Raw genomic sequence first — 15,371 nt, forward strand, 5'->3', positions numbered from 1 at the left:
CAGTTGCCGCCGTGTCATACACACCGGCCTACCCGATCCTCCCGCTCCACGAGAGCGAAACCCACAGATTGATCACGACCCAATACACGCCCTAGGTCCGAGAGCATGGCCTGCCTGCGGCCGAGCGAGAACATGGTCAACCGAGATGGCCGGCGGCTTCTTCCTCTCGCTACGGCTTCGAACCGCAGGCGGAATAGGGGAGGAGGGGGAGCCGCTGGAGGCCGCCCGTTCTTCAGCTAAAGTGGACGGGCGGCCAAGCGCTTAGAAGGCACGTGTCCTATCCTCTGAGCTACGGGGGCTGACCTGCGTAAACGCAGCTTCCGGGCGCTATCCCCCGGGGCGCGGGGGACCTACGGGTGAATCGTAGATTCCCGGTGGCCGGGAGACGCGAGCGCTCTCCGGACGGGTCGTGCGTAAACACTATCTTCACGCCTCCGTAGCCTCTCGCGGAAACAATCCCGCACCTCATCGGCGTTGGTGATCTCTGAGCCGAGGAGGGGAAGGTGTCGGGCCTGAAGCTGTTCCGCACGGATACGACGAGTAGCGGCATGACCGAGGTCGCGCCGCGTCTTGCTGGGGTCGAGGCAGATGTGCAGGGACTCGTCGAGGCGCACATGGAGACACTGCTGGGTGTCCGGTTCGTGGCGAGCGAGTACAGCACCGGGCCGTTGCACGGGGGCCGGATCGATTCGCTCGGGCTGGACGAGAACGGATCGCCGGTCATCATCGAGTACAAGCGTGGCGTCGACGCCGACCTGTTGACTGAACTAGCGGCGGAGTTTCCGCAGGTCAGTGACCTGATGGTGGAAGCGTCGTTGAGTTGGCCATGGAGGCATCGCGAGACCTGGCGGCCCTGTCTGTCCCTCTGGTCGGGGAACTGGTGGCCATGGATGATCCGTGGGATCCCTACCGGCTCTTCGACCCCGCCGGGGAGTCGGTTGAAGGAGCGCGCGCATTCCTGCGGGACCTGCAAGGCGCCGGTCGCTCGCCGGCGACGGCCCGTTCCTACGGGATGGATCTGCTGCGCTGGTTCCGTTTCCTTTGGGCTGTCGAGGTGCCGTGGGACCGAGCGAGCCGACTCGAGGCGAAAGACTTCTCCCGCTGGCTTCAAGTCGCCGGCCAGCCGAGGCGCCCGCACTGGCGACGCCCGAACGAGGCGGGCCAGTGGGCTGCAGGTGGCAAGCCGTACGCACCGTCGGTGCGAGCGCACAGTGAGACAGTGCTGCGGAGTTTCTACGACTTCCACCGCGACATCGGCACCGGACCCGTCCTCAACCCGTTCCCGCTGGACCGAGCACGTCGTGGTCGGCGGGCCCACGCCCACCACAACCCGATGGACCCGCCCGGCAACGAACGCACCGGGCTCTACCGGCCGAGAGTGCCCAAGCGAGTGCCCCGCAGCGTCCCCGACGAGGAGTTCAACGAGATCTTCGCCCGGCTCCCGTCGCACCGAGACCGGGCCCTGGTCGCCTTCTACGTCTCCACCGGCGCGCGTGCCAGCGAACTGCTCAGCACCTGGCAAGCCGGTGCCGATCCGGGGCGTCAACTGATCTCGGTGGTCCGCAAGGGAACCGGCGAGGTCCAAGAACTACCTGCTTCGACCGATGCGTTCGTCTGGCTTCGGCTCTACCAGCTGGAGATGGACGACGCGATCCCGCGGGGGCGACGCCTGCCGTTGTGGTGGACCCTGCGTTCTCCGTCGATGCCGCTGACCTACCACGCGGTTCATCGCATGTTCGAGCGGGCGAATGCCCAAGCGGGGACGTCCGCGACACTGCACGCGCTGCGGCACACCGCCGCCTACCGGATGGCGGAGGACCCGAGACTCCCCCTCACCGATGTCCAATTCGTCCTGGGACACGCTCAATTGACCACGACACAGCTCTACCTCACGCCTCGCAAAGAGGTGGTGATCCGGCGGCTGCTGGCCCACCACGCTGAGCAGACACGGCAGGCAGCCGCCCGTATCGCTCCACCTGCCGCCGCCGACTACCGGCCGGAAAGCCTCGATGTGCTGTTCGGAACCGATGCCCGGTGACCATCACCTCGTCGGCGAGTAGCGGCTGCCGCACACCGGCCGCTGGACTGGATCCGCATCTCACGCGCGCGACGGTCGCCCGGCAGCGCTTCCCCGCTCGCAGTGTTCCCGACGACTGGCCGGGCATCGAGCGCTCGCGCGCCGAGGTGGTCCGCTTGCTGTCCCGTCCGCCTTACACGCTGGAGAACCCCGGCAGCGAACTGCACCATAAGCACGGCATCGTCATGGTGCTGGACTGGCTGGAAGATCAGCCCGGGCAGACCTGGCAGGAACGGTGGAAGGCCAGCGGCATCGAGCAGGCCGGCGCCGCCTGGCGGCCGGTGATCAAGCAATGGCTGCACGAGCACGGCCTGAAGGCGGCCTGGCGCATGCCGGTGGTGGGCCGGGCCCTGACGACGTTGATCAGCGCTGAGCTGCTGCGGCCTTCCGTGGACTGGCTGGCCGCCGGGGCCAGCCGCCAAGGAGTGCTGGTCCGCTCCATGGCGCACAGCCGGGACCCGGACGGATTTGAGCGTCTGCGAGAGCTGGGTGCTCAAGCCCAGGGCGTGCGGCCGGGCGCTGTCTCCACAACGCTCTGCCGCAGCGCCCTCGTCCTCGCGGCGAAGGGCGGCACGATCGCCGACATCACCGTCGGCGACGTCCTGGAACTGCTTGAGACCCAAGCCGTCGTGCTCAAGCGGGCAATGGCAGGGACCGAGGTGTTCTACCGCCTGCTGCATCAGTTCGGAGCCCTCGGAGAGGACGCTCCGCAGAATCTGCGCGAGGTCCGCTACCTGGGACGACGGACCCCGGAGGAACTCATCGACCGCTACGGCCTGCGCTGCCGTACTGTCCGTGATCTGCTGGTGGACTATCTCCGTGAACGTCAGCCTGCGCTGGACTACAACAGCTTGAAGTCCCTCTCCTACCACCTCGGCAAACGCTTTTGGCAGGACATCGAGCACCACCATCCCGACGCGGACAGCCTCCGCCTCGCCCCGGACGTCATCGGCCAGTGGAAGCAGAGGATCCACACCAAGGACAAGACCGTCACCACCCCCGACGGCCACCGGACGACCACCAAGGTCGAGAGGCTCAACCACCGGCACACGCTCACCCAGGTGCGGGCCTTCTACCTCGATATCGCCCAGTGGGCCCTGGAGGACCCCGGCCGCTGGGGCCCGTGGGTGGCACCCAGCCCGGTGAGAGCTGACGAGCTGGAGAACCGAAAAGTACAACGGCGGCGCAAGGCCAGGATGGATGCCCGCACCCGCGAGCGCCTGCCGGTCCTGCCTATCCTCGTCCGCTCGGTCGACGAGCGACGCAGAAGCGCCGCCGGGGCCTTGGAAGCAGCCCGGCATGCCGATCCCGGCGAGGTGTTCACCGCTGCCGGTCAGCAACTCGTACGCGCCGTGGTTCCGAACGGAACGGCTGGCCGGATCTGGGCCGAGGACCCACATACCCGAAAGCGCCGCGATCTGGGACTCGAGGACGAGCGCTCCTTCTGGACCTGGGCCGTGGTCGAGGTCCTCCGAGCCACTGGCGTTCGCATCGAGGAACTGCTGGAACTCAGCCATCACAGCCTGGTCCAATACCGGCTGCCCACCACTGGCGAAGTCGTCCCCCTCCTGCAGATCGTCCCGTCCAAGACGGACACCGAGCGGCTGCTGCTGGTCAGCCCCGAGCTCGCCGACGTTCTCAGCGCGATCATCTGCCGAGTCCGGAACACCGTCGGCGCCGTTCCCCTGGTCCGCTCCTACGACCGCGGCGAATGCGAGTGGCAGGAGCCCACCCCGCTGCTGTTCCAACGGCGCATCTGCGGAGAGGACCGCGCGTTTACCGACGAAACCGTCCGCACCATGCTGGACCAGGCCCTCATCGACACCGGACTGACCGACGTCACGGGAGCCCCGCTCCGCTACACACCGCACGACTTCCGACGGCTGTTCATCACCGATGCCATCCTGAACGGGCTGCCGCCGCACATCGCCCAGGTGATTGCTGGCCACCAGGACATCAATGTGACCCTCGGCTACAAGGCCGTCTACCCCGAAGAAGCAACCCAGGCGCACATGGCCTTCCTCGCCCGTCGCAGGTCGCTTCGCCCGAGCGAGGAATACCGCGTTCCCACCGACGAGGAATGGCAGGAGTTCCTCGGCCACTTCGAGCGGCGAAAGGTCTCCATCGGAGCGTGCGGACGCGCGTTCGGTACTCCGTGCATTCACGAGCACGCCTGCGTCCGCTGCCCGATGCTCTGGCCCGATCCCGCCCAGCGTGACCGGCTCGTCGAAATCCGCGACAACCTCCTCGCCCGCATTGCCGAGGCCAACCGCGAAGGATGGCTCGGCGAGATGGAAGGGCTGCAGGTGAGCCTTGCCGGAGCGCAGGAGAAACTTGCCCAACTCGACCGACGCCCCGCCAGCCGCAGCCCCGTCGACCTCGGCCTCCCAACGATCACCACGCCCACTGTCCCGCGCCAACACCGGCCGGGGGAGCGAGCGTGATCCCGATGTCGCACCAACATGTCGGCCCTGCCACCAAGTTCAGAGAAGGCTGTCGAGCTCGGCATGCCCGTCTACCCCGACGTCGCAGGACGCCATGTCACCGGCCTGTCGAGATCTGCGGCAACGTGATGGCGCGGATCTCGATACGTCCGGGTGGCCCGCAAATTGGCACGTGGACCACCCGGACTGCCGGGCTCTATTTGTCGAAGGACTCCCCCTTCTCCTCGTCCCCCTCACCCTTCTCATCCTGGCCTCGGCGGGTGATCACTGCGGCGGCAATGGAGCCGCCAGCGATGACAAACGGCGAAATGACTTGCACCCACTCCATGAATGACCCTCCCTTGTAATTCATGCCCAACTCTCGTTGAGGGATATGAGAGCAGAAGGCGGGAGAGGGCCGCAAATTGCAGGCGATACAGGCAGGCACCCCCGCTGACCTGCGGAAACTTCGATCTCGCGACATGCTAAGGCGCATTTTCCGATAGGGGTTTCTTAGTTCAGGCGGCCAAAAAATGGATACGCCTGGGCGGGGGCGGGACGTCTAACAAGCCTGAAAACAGGGCTACGCGACAGGGCTTCCCGTTCTTTACTGACGAAATCGGCTTGTTTCTGACAAGGAAACCGGACGGCATGTCATGCTGCACCACGGTGACCTGCGATATCTCCGGGGCCAAGCGCCAGACGTCGCCAGGCAGCCCTATTGGATTCCCTTGTCAGGTTTCTCGCCGGTTCCTGTCGGGTTTTCTGCACGAATCCGCAGAGTGGACTGGAGTGCGCCGCCAGGTTGATAACAAGTCGGTCACGAAATCTGATCTTGGGGTTCCGCCAGTTCAGAGAAGGCGTCATCAACCAGGGTCTCTTCTACCTGGCGTGGCTGATGGACCATCGCGCCGAGTTCGAGCACCTGGTCCGCGACCGGCTCGGGGTGACGGCCGCGTCCCAGGTCCTGTGGAGCGGCCCGCGTCTGATCTGTATCGCTGGCGACTTCACCCGCTACGACGTGCATGCTGTGCGCGAGCACCGGAGGTCGATCGACCTGGTCCGCTACCGACTCTTCGGTAGCGATCTGCTCGGGCTTGAGACAGTGGCCTCCGTGGGCTACGGCCTGCAGGTGGGCCGTCGGGCACGGCGCCGGGTTGCCTGGGTGGCGGCCGACGTCCAGGGCGCGTCGATGGCGGAGCTGGCGAGCGTGGTCGACGAGGCTCTGCTCGGGCTCGGGGACGGTGTGAACCGCGTCGAGCGCAAGACCTACCGGGCGTATCAGCGGCTGCGGAACTTCGCCTGCCTGTGCCCGCCGCAGCGGAGCAAGCTGCTGGTCTACCTGAAGGTCGACCCGAAGGACGTCGACCTCGTTCCGGGCTTCACCCGGGACGTGTCTGGTCTCGGTCACCACGGGACGGGCGACTTGGAGGTCCAGCTCCGTACGCCGAGGGACGTGGAGTGGGCGCAGGATCTGTTCCGGGCGAGCTACGCGGCGGCGTGATCGCCTGCTGTTGCCTGCCTCCTGGCGGGCTGCGCTCGTGTCGTGTCTGCGGTCGTAGGTGGAACCCTTCGACGTACGGGAGGGCGGGGCGGTGGACTATCTATGGTGCGCGGGGTCGCCGGTTTGGCCAACCGGCGACCCCGCGCTATGTTGCCTGGCTCTCGTAGGTCGCTGGTCGGTGTGCCTGGTGACTGAATAGGCTGCGAGCGGAGGCGGTTCGCAACACGGGCGGCTAGACACACGACTTGGACCACGAGCGAGCGAACCACAGCTGGCCGCTCTTCACCGTCGGTCGTCGAGGGGACGCGCCTTCTCGGGCATCCCTCCCGACAACGCGTCCTCCGTTAGTCGTCGGCGGCTTCGTCACCCTGCTCTTCGGGCGGCGCCGACCGCCGGTACTGAGGGTGGTCGAGGTCGAACTGTTTGGCTGCGTGCAGGGGCACGGGATAGCGCGAGCGGTCGGACCAGGCGATGGTCTGGTGGCACAAGCGCGCGGTCGCCCGTACGAGCATCGTCCGGTCGACCCCATCGGCCACACCGACCGGGTAGATCTCGGTCGCCGTGATCGCCCACCACGGCGTCTTGAGCTCGTTCGTCTCCCGCTCCCCCTCCTCCCCACCCTTGCCCGGGTCGGCGTCCCAGCGGGTGATGGTTTTACCCAGGTCTCCACCCTTGGCCTGGTAGTTGCGCGGGATATTGAAGAGGACCCAGAAGGGGTTACCGAAGTCGACGTCGGCGCGGTGCAGCTTGGCCGATGCGAACGTGATGGACTCTTTTTCGGTTTCCGGGTCGCTCTCGCGGGGGACAGGGACGTACTGAGGTACCTCGTCATCGGCGATGTTCATGCGGATGACCGCGCTTGGCTTCTTGCGCGGTGCGTTCTTGCCTTTGCCGTACCCCGGCAGCCAGGTGCGCGGATCGGTGATGTCCTCTTCCTGGTAGCTCTGATTCTCGTTGTGCAGGCCCGTCCACATCCGTCGGCAGGCGTGCCCGTCGACCATGACGACATAGCCCATGCCGGGTTCCAGATCGTCGCGGACGAGGCTGGAGAGGGCGTCTTCGACGTGTGCTGCTGCTTCCGCCCAGCGTTCCTTGTCCGTCTCGCCCTTGCCGTCGACGTGGAGTGCGTAGTCACTGGCGTGGAAGGCGGCGATTGCCTCCCGGTAGGGCACCCAGGCCCCGATTTGGGGCGTCCACGCTCGCATCGTCCAGGCGTCGCCCTCCTCCTCCGGCGGAAACAGGGCTGTGGCAACGATGATGCGTTTGGTGTGCTTGCCGTCGGCGGTCTTGGCCTGCCGGCGGGCGTGGATCCCGCAGTAGACGAGTTTCCCCGCCTCGTGGCCCTTCCTGTCCTTCGCGATGGCCCGCGCGAGGCGCTGGTCGATGATCCCGAGTGAGCGGTACAGGTCGAGGAGCGCCATGTAAGCGGCGTGGTCTTTCCCCGGCTTCGGAGGACTGATTTCTGTTGCGGGTTTTCCGAAGGATCCCGGTTTCATTCCCGTGGTGAACTGGCAGACGAAGTCCTTCTTGGCTAGGAAGCGGCGGACTTGGAACTTTCCGTCATAGCGCTCCCTGCGGAGAAGGAAGGCGTTTCGCTTCTCTCTATCCTTCTTCTTCAACGCCGGGATCTCGGTTTCGCACCAGACGCCGACCATTACCCGCGACTCGCTGTCGGCGAAGTCGTCTTCGAGCGATTTGAACTCCACGGTCCGATTGATGTCGTCGCCGTGTGACAGGAAGCGCTCAGCCTGACGGAACACCACGCTGATGCCGGGAGCGAGGAAGACCTCCTCACCTGGCTCAGGATCGCCGATGGGCGAGCCGTCCGGGAAGGCCAGGGACAACGCGTTGATCATGCGAAGGCGGGTGTTCCAGCGGTACCACAGGCATACGATCCGCAGGTGCTTGAAGCCCTGGGCCTTCACGGAAGCGGTGATCTCTTCGGGCGGGGGAAAGCCGATGGTGTGGAGGAGTTCGCCGGCCTCGATGCGGCTGGCACGCTCCTGCGGGGCCATCTTCTGTTTGTCCGTGGGGCGCGGCTCGAAGGTCATCGGTTCCACCGTGAAGTCGACCCAGGTGGCCTTCTCGCCCAGCACCTTGGAGACGTGTTCGGCCAAGAGTCGCAGGTGGAGGGTGCCAGGTCCCGTGCCGACAGCGAAGTTGTCGTTCTGCGGCATGAGCGGGCGGATGACGCCGGCGTCAGGGGTGATGAACGAGGGGAATTCCCCCTTCTCGGCGGCCTTTTCCAGCAGGCCCCGCTCTTCAGTGACGCGCGTCTGTAGTGCTTGCAGGACGCTGATGTCCATCTCGTCGCGTGCGAGCAGTTCCAGGGCGCGCTGGTTGACTGCGCGGACGACGCCGTTGCGTACCAGCTCGGTGTGCAAGAGCGGAAGGCCGTCGCTGCCCTGGTAGATGTGCGTGGACTTGGCATAGACCATGTTGCTGTGGACGCGGGTGACGTGGGCGTCCAGGAAGATGACGGGGTGGACGACGTTGGGTTCGGTCTTCATGACCACCGAGAGCCTGGACATCGCGTACTGGGCCTTGGCGGCCTCGTTGACCTCGCTTGCGTCGTCACGGAGGTTGTACTTGCGTCCGAAGGGGTGATCCCAGGCGATGAGGCCGCCCCGGCTGTCGGTAAGGTAGGTGACTTCCCTCTTGTTCGGGTTGGCCTTCCAGCCGATCGTGCGGTTCTTGTAGACCTGTTCGCCGTTGGCGTCGAGCTTGGGGGAGCCGTCCTTCTCCTTGTCGGCGACCTTCTTGGTGATTGGGACGAGGTCGTAGATGGTGAACTTCTCTTGGGCGAGCTTCTTGGAGATCACCCAGGGCACGGCCACGTACATCCAGTCGGGACACTTCGGCTGCCTGCCCGGCACCGGCTTAAGGAGCCGCGCCATGTCGAATTCCTGCTCGGGAGTCTTCGCGATGGCTTCGGCCACCGGCGGTACGTCGAGGAGGACGGCCTGGTCGGTGTCCAGTCCCTTGCTGTAGCCGACGACGCACCGGAAGACGTGGCGCAGGGTCTCGTCGTCAATCTTCTCCAGTGAGACCAGGAAGTTGAGGTACCGGTCGAGGTGGACGTATCCGCCGGTCTTGAACTTCAGGTAGGTGAGGGCGGTTGAGTACGGCAGGTTCTTCTTCTCGTCCGGATGCTGCTGGCTTTTCTGCTCGTCGTCTCCGTCGCCCTTCAGCTTCTCCCATTCATCCCGCACACTGCGCGGGAAAATCCGTACGTACACCTTCTGCCCTTGCACGAGTTCGGGGGTGCAGCGCAGGGTGAGGGTGCTAGGGAGAGTCGCGGTGGTGTCGCTCAATGCTGGATCTCTTTCGGGAAGAAGCGCTGGGCTATGCGGACAGGGCGAGGTCGACGCCTGCGTAAGTCAGGAAGGCATTGACCGCTTCGCCGTACAGTTCGGCCATCTGCCGACGTTCTTCCGGCAGCCACCGGGAGGCCATGCGTTCGATGATGCTGGCCAGGTCGGAGCTCCATGTCTCGTCGTGGAAGGCGTAGTCCACGAAGTGCAGTTCCATGTTGGTACCGCCGCGTCGTGCCCGGCCGGCGAGCTGGATGAGGGACACCAGCATTCCGGCGACCATCTGCTCCTGCAGGACGAGGTCCATCGTCGACAGCTGTGGGGAGGAGCGCAGGATGGTGCTCAGGTGGTCGCGTGCGGCGGTTTGGGCCGCCTGTAGAGCCTGGACGGGATCCGATGTGCCGGACGCGGGCAACGAGTTGATGCCCGCGGCGTTGACGCTCCCGTACATCCAGGTGGGATCGTCGATGATCAGCGGGGGCCTCACACACAGGTAGATGGAGTGGATGGCTGAGCGGAGATTGACGACGATGTTGAGTCCTCTGGCGATGTTAGCCAGGGGAGCGATCAGGATGTCGCCGAATTGGGGGAATTCCTCGACCTCTTCGACGGTGATGCGGCGCACCAGTGAGGGATCGGGGAGGTGGCGGACGTTGCTGAGGCGGTCCTCTTCCCGGACGAGGACGCACACGCGGTGGGAGAGCCCTTTCGCCTTGGCGAGGCCGGTCGCGATGTGGCCGCACTGCTCGTAGCTGTTGGCGGTGAGGATCACGCGGGCGCGGGTGCGGGTCGATTCCGATTTGGCCAGGCGCGTAAGTTTCCTCGACAACTTTGTCTCGTACAGGCGTTCACCGATTTCGCGCAGGGCTTCGGGCTTGTCGGAGGGAAACTGGCCAGCGATCGGGATGCGTTCTCCGGCCTTTCGGTGGCCGTTGCCGAAGGTGACGGCCGACGACTCGACCAGGATGGATTCTTCCTGGGCGTCGGTCATCCACCACATCACGGGCGCGTGGACGTGTTCCTTGACCGCCTGGGGGAAGTAAGCCGTGGCGGAGAGCCCGAAGATGGGACGCTCCACGCCGGCGGTGATCAGTGAGACGAGTCCGCCGAGTTCCGACACGTAGGTGTGCGGGTCGCCGGCCATCTGCTGCGTGGAGAGCTTGGCGTCCTTCTCCGGATTCTTCATGCCAGTGACCCGGTAGCCGTTGATCGGCCTGCCGATTGTTCCGTGCGGAAGTACGTCGGCGATGCCGCCTGAGCGCATCGAGTCGATGATGCGGTTGGCGCTAAGCAGCCCGGAGTGACGCAGGGACTGGGCGGTGTCGCGCAGAACGGCGAGCGACACGTCCAGTTCGCTCATCAGCGTGCGGATGAGGAGGTGGTCGATGGCCCGGTTGCGAGCGCGGCCGTCGCTGAGTATCGGGGCGAGGGCCTCGTGGAGCCTGAGTTTGAGCGCGTCACGCTGGTTGATGCCGCGCGGCGACACGACGGCCCCGAGGACGCTGCTTACCCGTTCCCACTCGGGGTCCAAGAGCATGGGTGCAGGAGCCGTCTCGTCGTCTTCGCCGAGGTCGGGTGCCGGTACCAGGGCGTTGAGCCGGTGGATTGCCTCGGCGGGAAGCGGCTGTCCGTCACTGACCTGGTATTCGGGGAACAGGAGGCCGATGAGCTCTCGGTCCTTGGAGCGTGGCAGGCGCCAACCCTCGTAGTCGTATTCGTGCCTCAGCCGCGGGACTCGGGCGTCGTCGTGGTGGTTGAGGCGGAATGCCCTGGTGCACAGTCCGGTCAGCAGGGACTCGGCCATGAGCCGGACGTGGCTGACCGGTTCAATGAGCTGATCCTCGAAGCGCAGAGGAAGGTGCTTGGCCGCGGTGTCCAGGACCTGCGGTTCTGCCGTCCACGGGCGCCGGGAGTGCAGGTCGACCGTGGTGGCGCAGCGGTCGACGGCGACGGCCTGGAAGGCGTCGATCTCGTCGATGATGACGAAATCACTGGCGCGGAGCACGAACTCGCGGACGGTGACGGACCGGACCGGGCGGCCGTCGATCTGGATGCCCACCCGCATGGTGCCCTGGATGAAGTTGTGGTGGTTGGTGACGATCACCGTGGCGTCAGCGGCCCGGTAGGCGGGGGTGAACTTGCCGCAGGTCGGGATCCAGGGGCAGGCCAGCATCTCTCCGCCGCCGCGCAGGTTCAGGCAGTTCTCCTTACCGGGACGGTAGACGCCGGCGGAGTCGAGCCAGTGCTGCTGTGCGCACCCGTAGGCGAGGTGGTCGACGTCGCGGCGGCCTCGCTTGCCCCATTCCCCGGGGGCGTCGGGATCCTCCTTGACGAGGGCCGCGTGCTTGAGGGCGCGCTCGTGCCGCGAAGACGGCGACATCAGCGGAGCACACGTCGCCAGGTGCTCGGTCTTGCCCGCCTCGTGCAGGATCTCGAGGTCATGGCTGATGTCCCAGACGGAGGCGAGTGTGGCCTTGACGTCGGGGACGAGGAGGGTGACGCGGTAGTCGTTGAGCGCGGCCCACGAGCCCAGGAGCCGAACCAGCACGGACTTACCGGTTCCGGTCGGCGCGTGGAAAATTTGGGTCCGGCCGGCCAGGAGATCCAGTACGTCGACGGTGTCGGTGTCGCGGGCCTTCACCCGGTCGAGCAGGCCCGTCAGCACCTTGTACAGCCAGGGGCCCGCCTCTGTGTCCTCGTATTGGGTGTCCAGGAGTTGCGCGATGTCCTTGAGTTCCTGGACGGTGACCCGGACGGTGCCGAGGCTGGGCCGGGTGGTGAGGGCGGGAAGCGTGTCATGGCCGAGGGGCTGGGTGAAGGCGGGGAAGCGGGGGATGGTCACGCGGCCGTGGACGATCTCGTTGCCGTCGGTGCGTTCGCTGGTCTCGTACGTCTGGCCTGGCGCTGCGAACTCGTGGGGCTTGCGTCTGCTGCTCGGCCGCCGGTAGGGCGCGAGAAGGCTCTTGGCGTAGCCGAGGTAGTCCCCTCCCAGCAGGGGGTAGGCCGCGGTGGCGGTGAGAGGATCGCCGGCCAGGGTGAACAGCTGGAGGGCGGTCTCCTCGTCCTCCTCGTCGGCGCTGTCCATGGCGCCCAGGAGGATCCGCGCGGCGGAGGCGAACCGCTTTTCGTCGGCGAGGTCGGGGTTGCTGAGCTTCATCACCTCGGCCACGAGCAGGCGTTCCTCACTGCCCAGCTCATTCCATCTCTCCCATGCCTGGGGTTTGCAGCTGGCGAAGAACGCCGCGTGGCGGAAGGAGGCCAGCGGCTTGCCGTCGTCATCGTGCTGCGGGAAGTAGTGGGCGGCCAGGGCCAGCGCGGCGCGGACGAAGGCGTCCCTGACAGTCATCTGGCTCATGCCCACATCACCCCGGCGCTCTGGCAGACCATCTTGGCGAAGTCGGTCATGGTCGCGGCCTTCATTCCGTACTTGTGGCAGGTCACGGTCAGCAGGGGGATCTGGTCGGCGCGGTGGTCGGGAACGACGAGCCATTCGGCGCCGCCCTTGTCGCCCTCGTTGCGGTGCAGGCTCTCGGCCAGGACACGGCCGTGGGTGTAGTCCTTCACATCCACGGTGAAGACGTGGGTGCTTCCGTCAGGGCCCTTGACCTCGATGCGATGGTCGTAGGCATCGCTCATCGGCCAGAGCTTGACGGCCTCGTCCACATCAGCCAGTGCGGAAGCCAGCCGCTCCCGCAGAACGGTGTGCAGACGCAGCTCGTGCAGGCCGGGCACGCAGGTGTAGCGCCACACGCCGCGCTTGAGGGCCAGATGCCCCTCAACCGGCTTCGCCTCCGGCACGGCACCGGTCGTGCCCAGCGCGAGCGCTGCCTCGTGCGGAGGCGGGGTGTCGGGGCTGTCCGGATGCAGCTGCGGCGCGTCTCCGGACGTGGGCCGGAACATGAAGCTGGCACCGGTATCGGCGTGACGGCCGTAGAGGCAGGCGACGCGGTAGTACTCGCGGCCCGCACTCATCCGCTTGCTGATCTTCATGGGCCACTTGCACACCGTGCAGGGGAACCACCAGGTGCGGTAGACGGCGTGGTAGGGGATCGGCTCGTAGAAGCCGATCGCGTTGAGGGGCAGGCCGCGCTTGTTCAGCTCCGCGGCCGTGCCGGCCGGGCATTCCACCAGCGTGGTGCGGTCCTTGACGTACTGGGCATCACCGCGGCCCTTGAGGATCTCGTACATCTGATCCTGGTCGATCTCGTCCTGAAGCTGCTCCTCGGTGAACCGCATCCGGCCGATCCGCCGAAGCCGCTTCAAAATCCGGTGCAGCTGGGAGGTCTCCCACTGCAGATCGAAGGCGTTGCCGGTGACGCAGCCCTCGGCGTCGACAACGGGAAAGTCGAGATCGCCGAAGCCGGACCGGTCAAGCCACGGCGGGAGCAGGCCGTCGATGGGACCGCGCAGCCTTCGGCGGAACTCGCCGAACGACAGCGGCACTCCGGGGCCGTACGCGGCGAGCAAGTCCCCGTGGTACCGCATCAGCTTCTCGGCCCGGTCCCTCGGGCTCAGGTCCGGGGCGGTGATCGTCTGACAGGCTTTGATGAAGGTGAAGTTGATCAGGCGGAACGCCTCGAAATGCGAGAACGTCAGGCCGTCATCATCGACATGGGTCGTCACGGGAGACGACGGTAGAGCACGGGTCTGACAATGCCCCCGGAACGGCCTCGGACCGCCCTAAATGATCATTACGCTGGAGACGCCGCAGCTGGGTACATCTCCGTATAGACGTGCAGGTAGGAGGCAATGTGCTGCCGCCCGAGACCGGTGGTGTGCCACCGGTACTCGAGGACGTGCGTATCACCCGGCGCCATCCGGGGACGCAGTTCGATGAAGCCTCTGCTGGGATGCGCCTGGCGTTTCGGCCGATAACCCACAGCCAAGTAGAACAGGGACTTACCCGTCAGCTCGCTCTCGTGGAGACCCTCCGGGCCGGCCGCGGCAACACGCAGCAGAACGCCCCACAACCATTCAGACAGCAGATGCGCGGGAGGTGCCGACTCTGCGGACTCTCCCAGCCCAGCGCGGGCACAGGCACGGCCGCGGCGCGTAATCTCCACGAGGGTCCGGTCTACCTCACCCACCCCCGGAACCTCTACGCGGTCCTTGGTCACTTTGATCAGTCCCAGCCGCTCCAGGGAGTGGAGGGTGGCCCCGGCCCCTTGATCGTGGACACCAGCGCTCCGCAGGCGCTGCTGAAGACGCGTGTGGCCGACTACTTCGGCCGGTGCGTCGAGAGTGAACGGCAACTTCCGCCACTGCTTGGCCGGCGGCACCCTGACCTGGTTCTGCCGGCGCATCCACATCTCAGTTTCGGTCATCTGGTCATCGCGCAGGATTTCACCCAGATAGACCCGCTGCCGATCATTCAGCCCCTCCCAGCCCTCGACCGCTGACGCCGGCGGACCGTGCCGCTCCCGCTCGGGCAGGTGCGGGGGCTCATCGACCGGCCGAGTACGCATCCAGGCATCCATCACCATCCGGACCGGCACCTCGTACACGGTCGCCAGCTGCTGCACGAGCCGGCCCGTGTGCCCAGGCTTCCTCCAGTTCCAGCCGGACACCTGACGGCCCCGCTCCAGGCTGCGGACTTTGTGTGCGTCCACGAACAGATCACGGCCGACGGCAGTCGCGCGAAGGCGGGTGGCGACCTCTTCTGCGGTGAGACCAGCGGCATAGCGGAGGTCAACCAGCGTCTCGGACCCGCTCGGCGTTCCCGTGAGGTCGGTGGTGGCGCATCCCAGAGCATCGGCGAGCCGCCGCACGTTCCTGGCTTCAGGCACATACCTGCCCTCCTCCCAGTACACGACCACGCGGTACGTGACCCCCACGCGGCCAGCAAGCTCCTGCGGAGTAAGCCCAGCCTGCTCCCGCAGCGCCCTGATCTTGGTGTGCTCAACGGCTAGCAGATGCCTTGGCATACTCGTAGGGAACCCCAGTGAAGACTTCATGGCAACTAGGGCCTGTTGTGAAAGCCTGGTCAGAGCCATTCGTTGATGGCTGCGATCAGCACTGTGGCTTCGTAGCGGACGGCGAGTTTGTCGTACCTC

8 protein-coding genes and 2 pseudogenes are annotated in these 15,371 nt (G+C 66.0%); 5 read left to right on the top strand and 5 right to left on the bottom strand.

Annotated elements, in window-relative coordinates; genetic code table 11:
- Positions 1 to 503: 503 nt before the first annotated feature.
- From ACIRQP_RS40905 to ACIRQP_RS40920, 4 genes and pseudogenes are all read left to right on the top strand, one after another.
- Positions 504 to 767 (top strand): annotated as a pseudogene (locus tag ACIRQP_RS40905) (transporter); the annotation flags it as partial.
- Between the two features lie 119 nt (positions 768 to 886).
- Positions 887 to 1,111 (top strand): annotated as a pseudogene (locus tag ACIRQP_RS40910) (site-specific integrase); the annotation flags it as partial.
- Positions 1,112 to 1,198: 87 nt separating this feature from the next.
- Positions 1,199 to 2,038 carry a tyrosine-type recombinase/integrase gene (locus ACIRQP_RS40915; protein WP_403900362.1) on the top strand — a complete coding sequence of 280 codons (840 nt, stop codon included), beginning with the start codon at positions 1,199 to 1,201 and terminating at the stop codon, positions 2,036 to 2,038.
- Entirely contained in the window at positions 2,035 to 4,521 is a 2,487-nt protein-coding gene (locus ACIRQP_RS40920) for a tyrosine-type recombinase/integrase (RefSeq protein WP_403900349.1), read from the top strand. Before ACIRQP_RS40915 ends, ACIRQP_RS40920 begins: the two co-directional genes overlap by 4 nt.
- A gap of 196 nt (positions 4,522 to 4,717) precedes the next feature.
- Here the strand turns inward: ACIRQP_RS40920 and ACIRQP_RS40925 are convergent, their stop codons facing one another.
- Positions 4,718 to 4,849 carry a hypothetical protein gene (locus tag ACIRQP_RS40925; RefSeq protein ID WP_403900351.1) on the bottom strand — a complete coding sequence of 44 codons (132 nt, stop codon included), beginning with the start codon at positions 4,847 to 4,849 and terminating at the stop codon, positions 4,718 to 4,720.
- A 456-nt stretch (positions 4,850 to 5,305) separates the two neighbouring features.
- Here ACIRQP_RS40925 and ACIRQP_RS40930 point away from each other — a divergent pair, with 456 nt between their 5' ends.
- The gene (locus tag ACIRQP_RS40930) at positions 5,306 to 6,004 is read left to right on the top strand and encodes a DUF5655 domain-containing protein (protein WP_403900353.1); all 699 of its coding nucleotides are present in this window, start codon (positions 5,306 to 5,308) and stop codon (positions 6,002 to 6,004) included.
- A gap of 344 nt (positions 6,005 to 6,348) precedes the next feature.
- Here ACIRQP_RS40930 and ACIRQP_RS40935 read toward each other — a convergent pair whose 3' ends face one another.
- The 4 genes from ACIRQP_RS40935 to ACIRQP_RS40950 form a co-directional block, all read right to left on the bottom strand.
- A complete protein-coding gene (locus tag ACIRQP_RS40935; protein WP_403900355.1) occupies positions 6,349 to 9,318 on the bottom strand; it encodes an RNaseH domain-containing protein in 2,970 nt (989 codons plus the stop codon).
- A 31-nt stretch (positions 9,319 to 9,349) separates the two neighbouring features.
- Positions 9,350 to 12,673, bottom strand: a complete 3,324-nt coding sequence (locus tag ACIRQP_RS40940) for a hypothetical protein (RefSeq protein WP_403900357.1) — start codon at positions 12,671 to 12,673, stop codon at positions 9,350 to 9,352.
- Entirely contained in the window at positions 12,670 to 13,941 is a 1,272-nt protein-coding gene (locus tag ACIRQP_RS40945) for a hypothetical protein (RefSeq protein ID WP_403900358.1), read from the bottom strand. Before ACIRQP_RS40945 ends, ACIRQP_RS40940 begins: the two co-directional genes overlap by 4 nt.
- A 68-nt stretch (positions 13,942 to 14,009) precedes the next feature.
- The gene (locus ACIRQP_RS40950; protein ID WP_403900360.1) at positions 14,010 to 15,311 is read right to left on the bottom strand and encodes a helix-turn-helix transcriptional regulator; all 1,302 of its coding nucleotides are present in this window, start codon (positions 15,309 to 15,311) and stop codon (positions 14,010 to 14,012) included.
- Positions 15,312 to 15,371 lie beyond the last annotated feature (60 nt).

The sequence above is a fragment of the Streptomyces sp. NPDC102274 genome (assembly GCF_044766385.1).
Classification (GTDB): Bacteria; Actinomycetota; Actinomycetes; order Streptomycetales; family Streptomycetaceae; genus Streptomyces.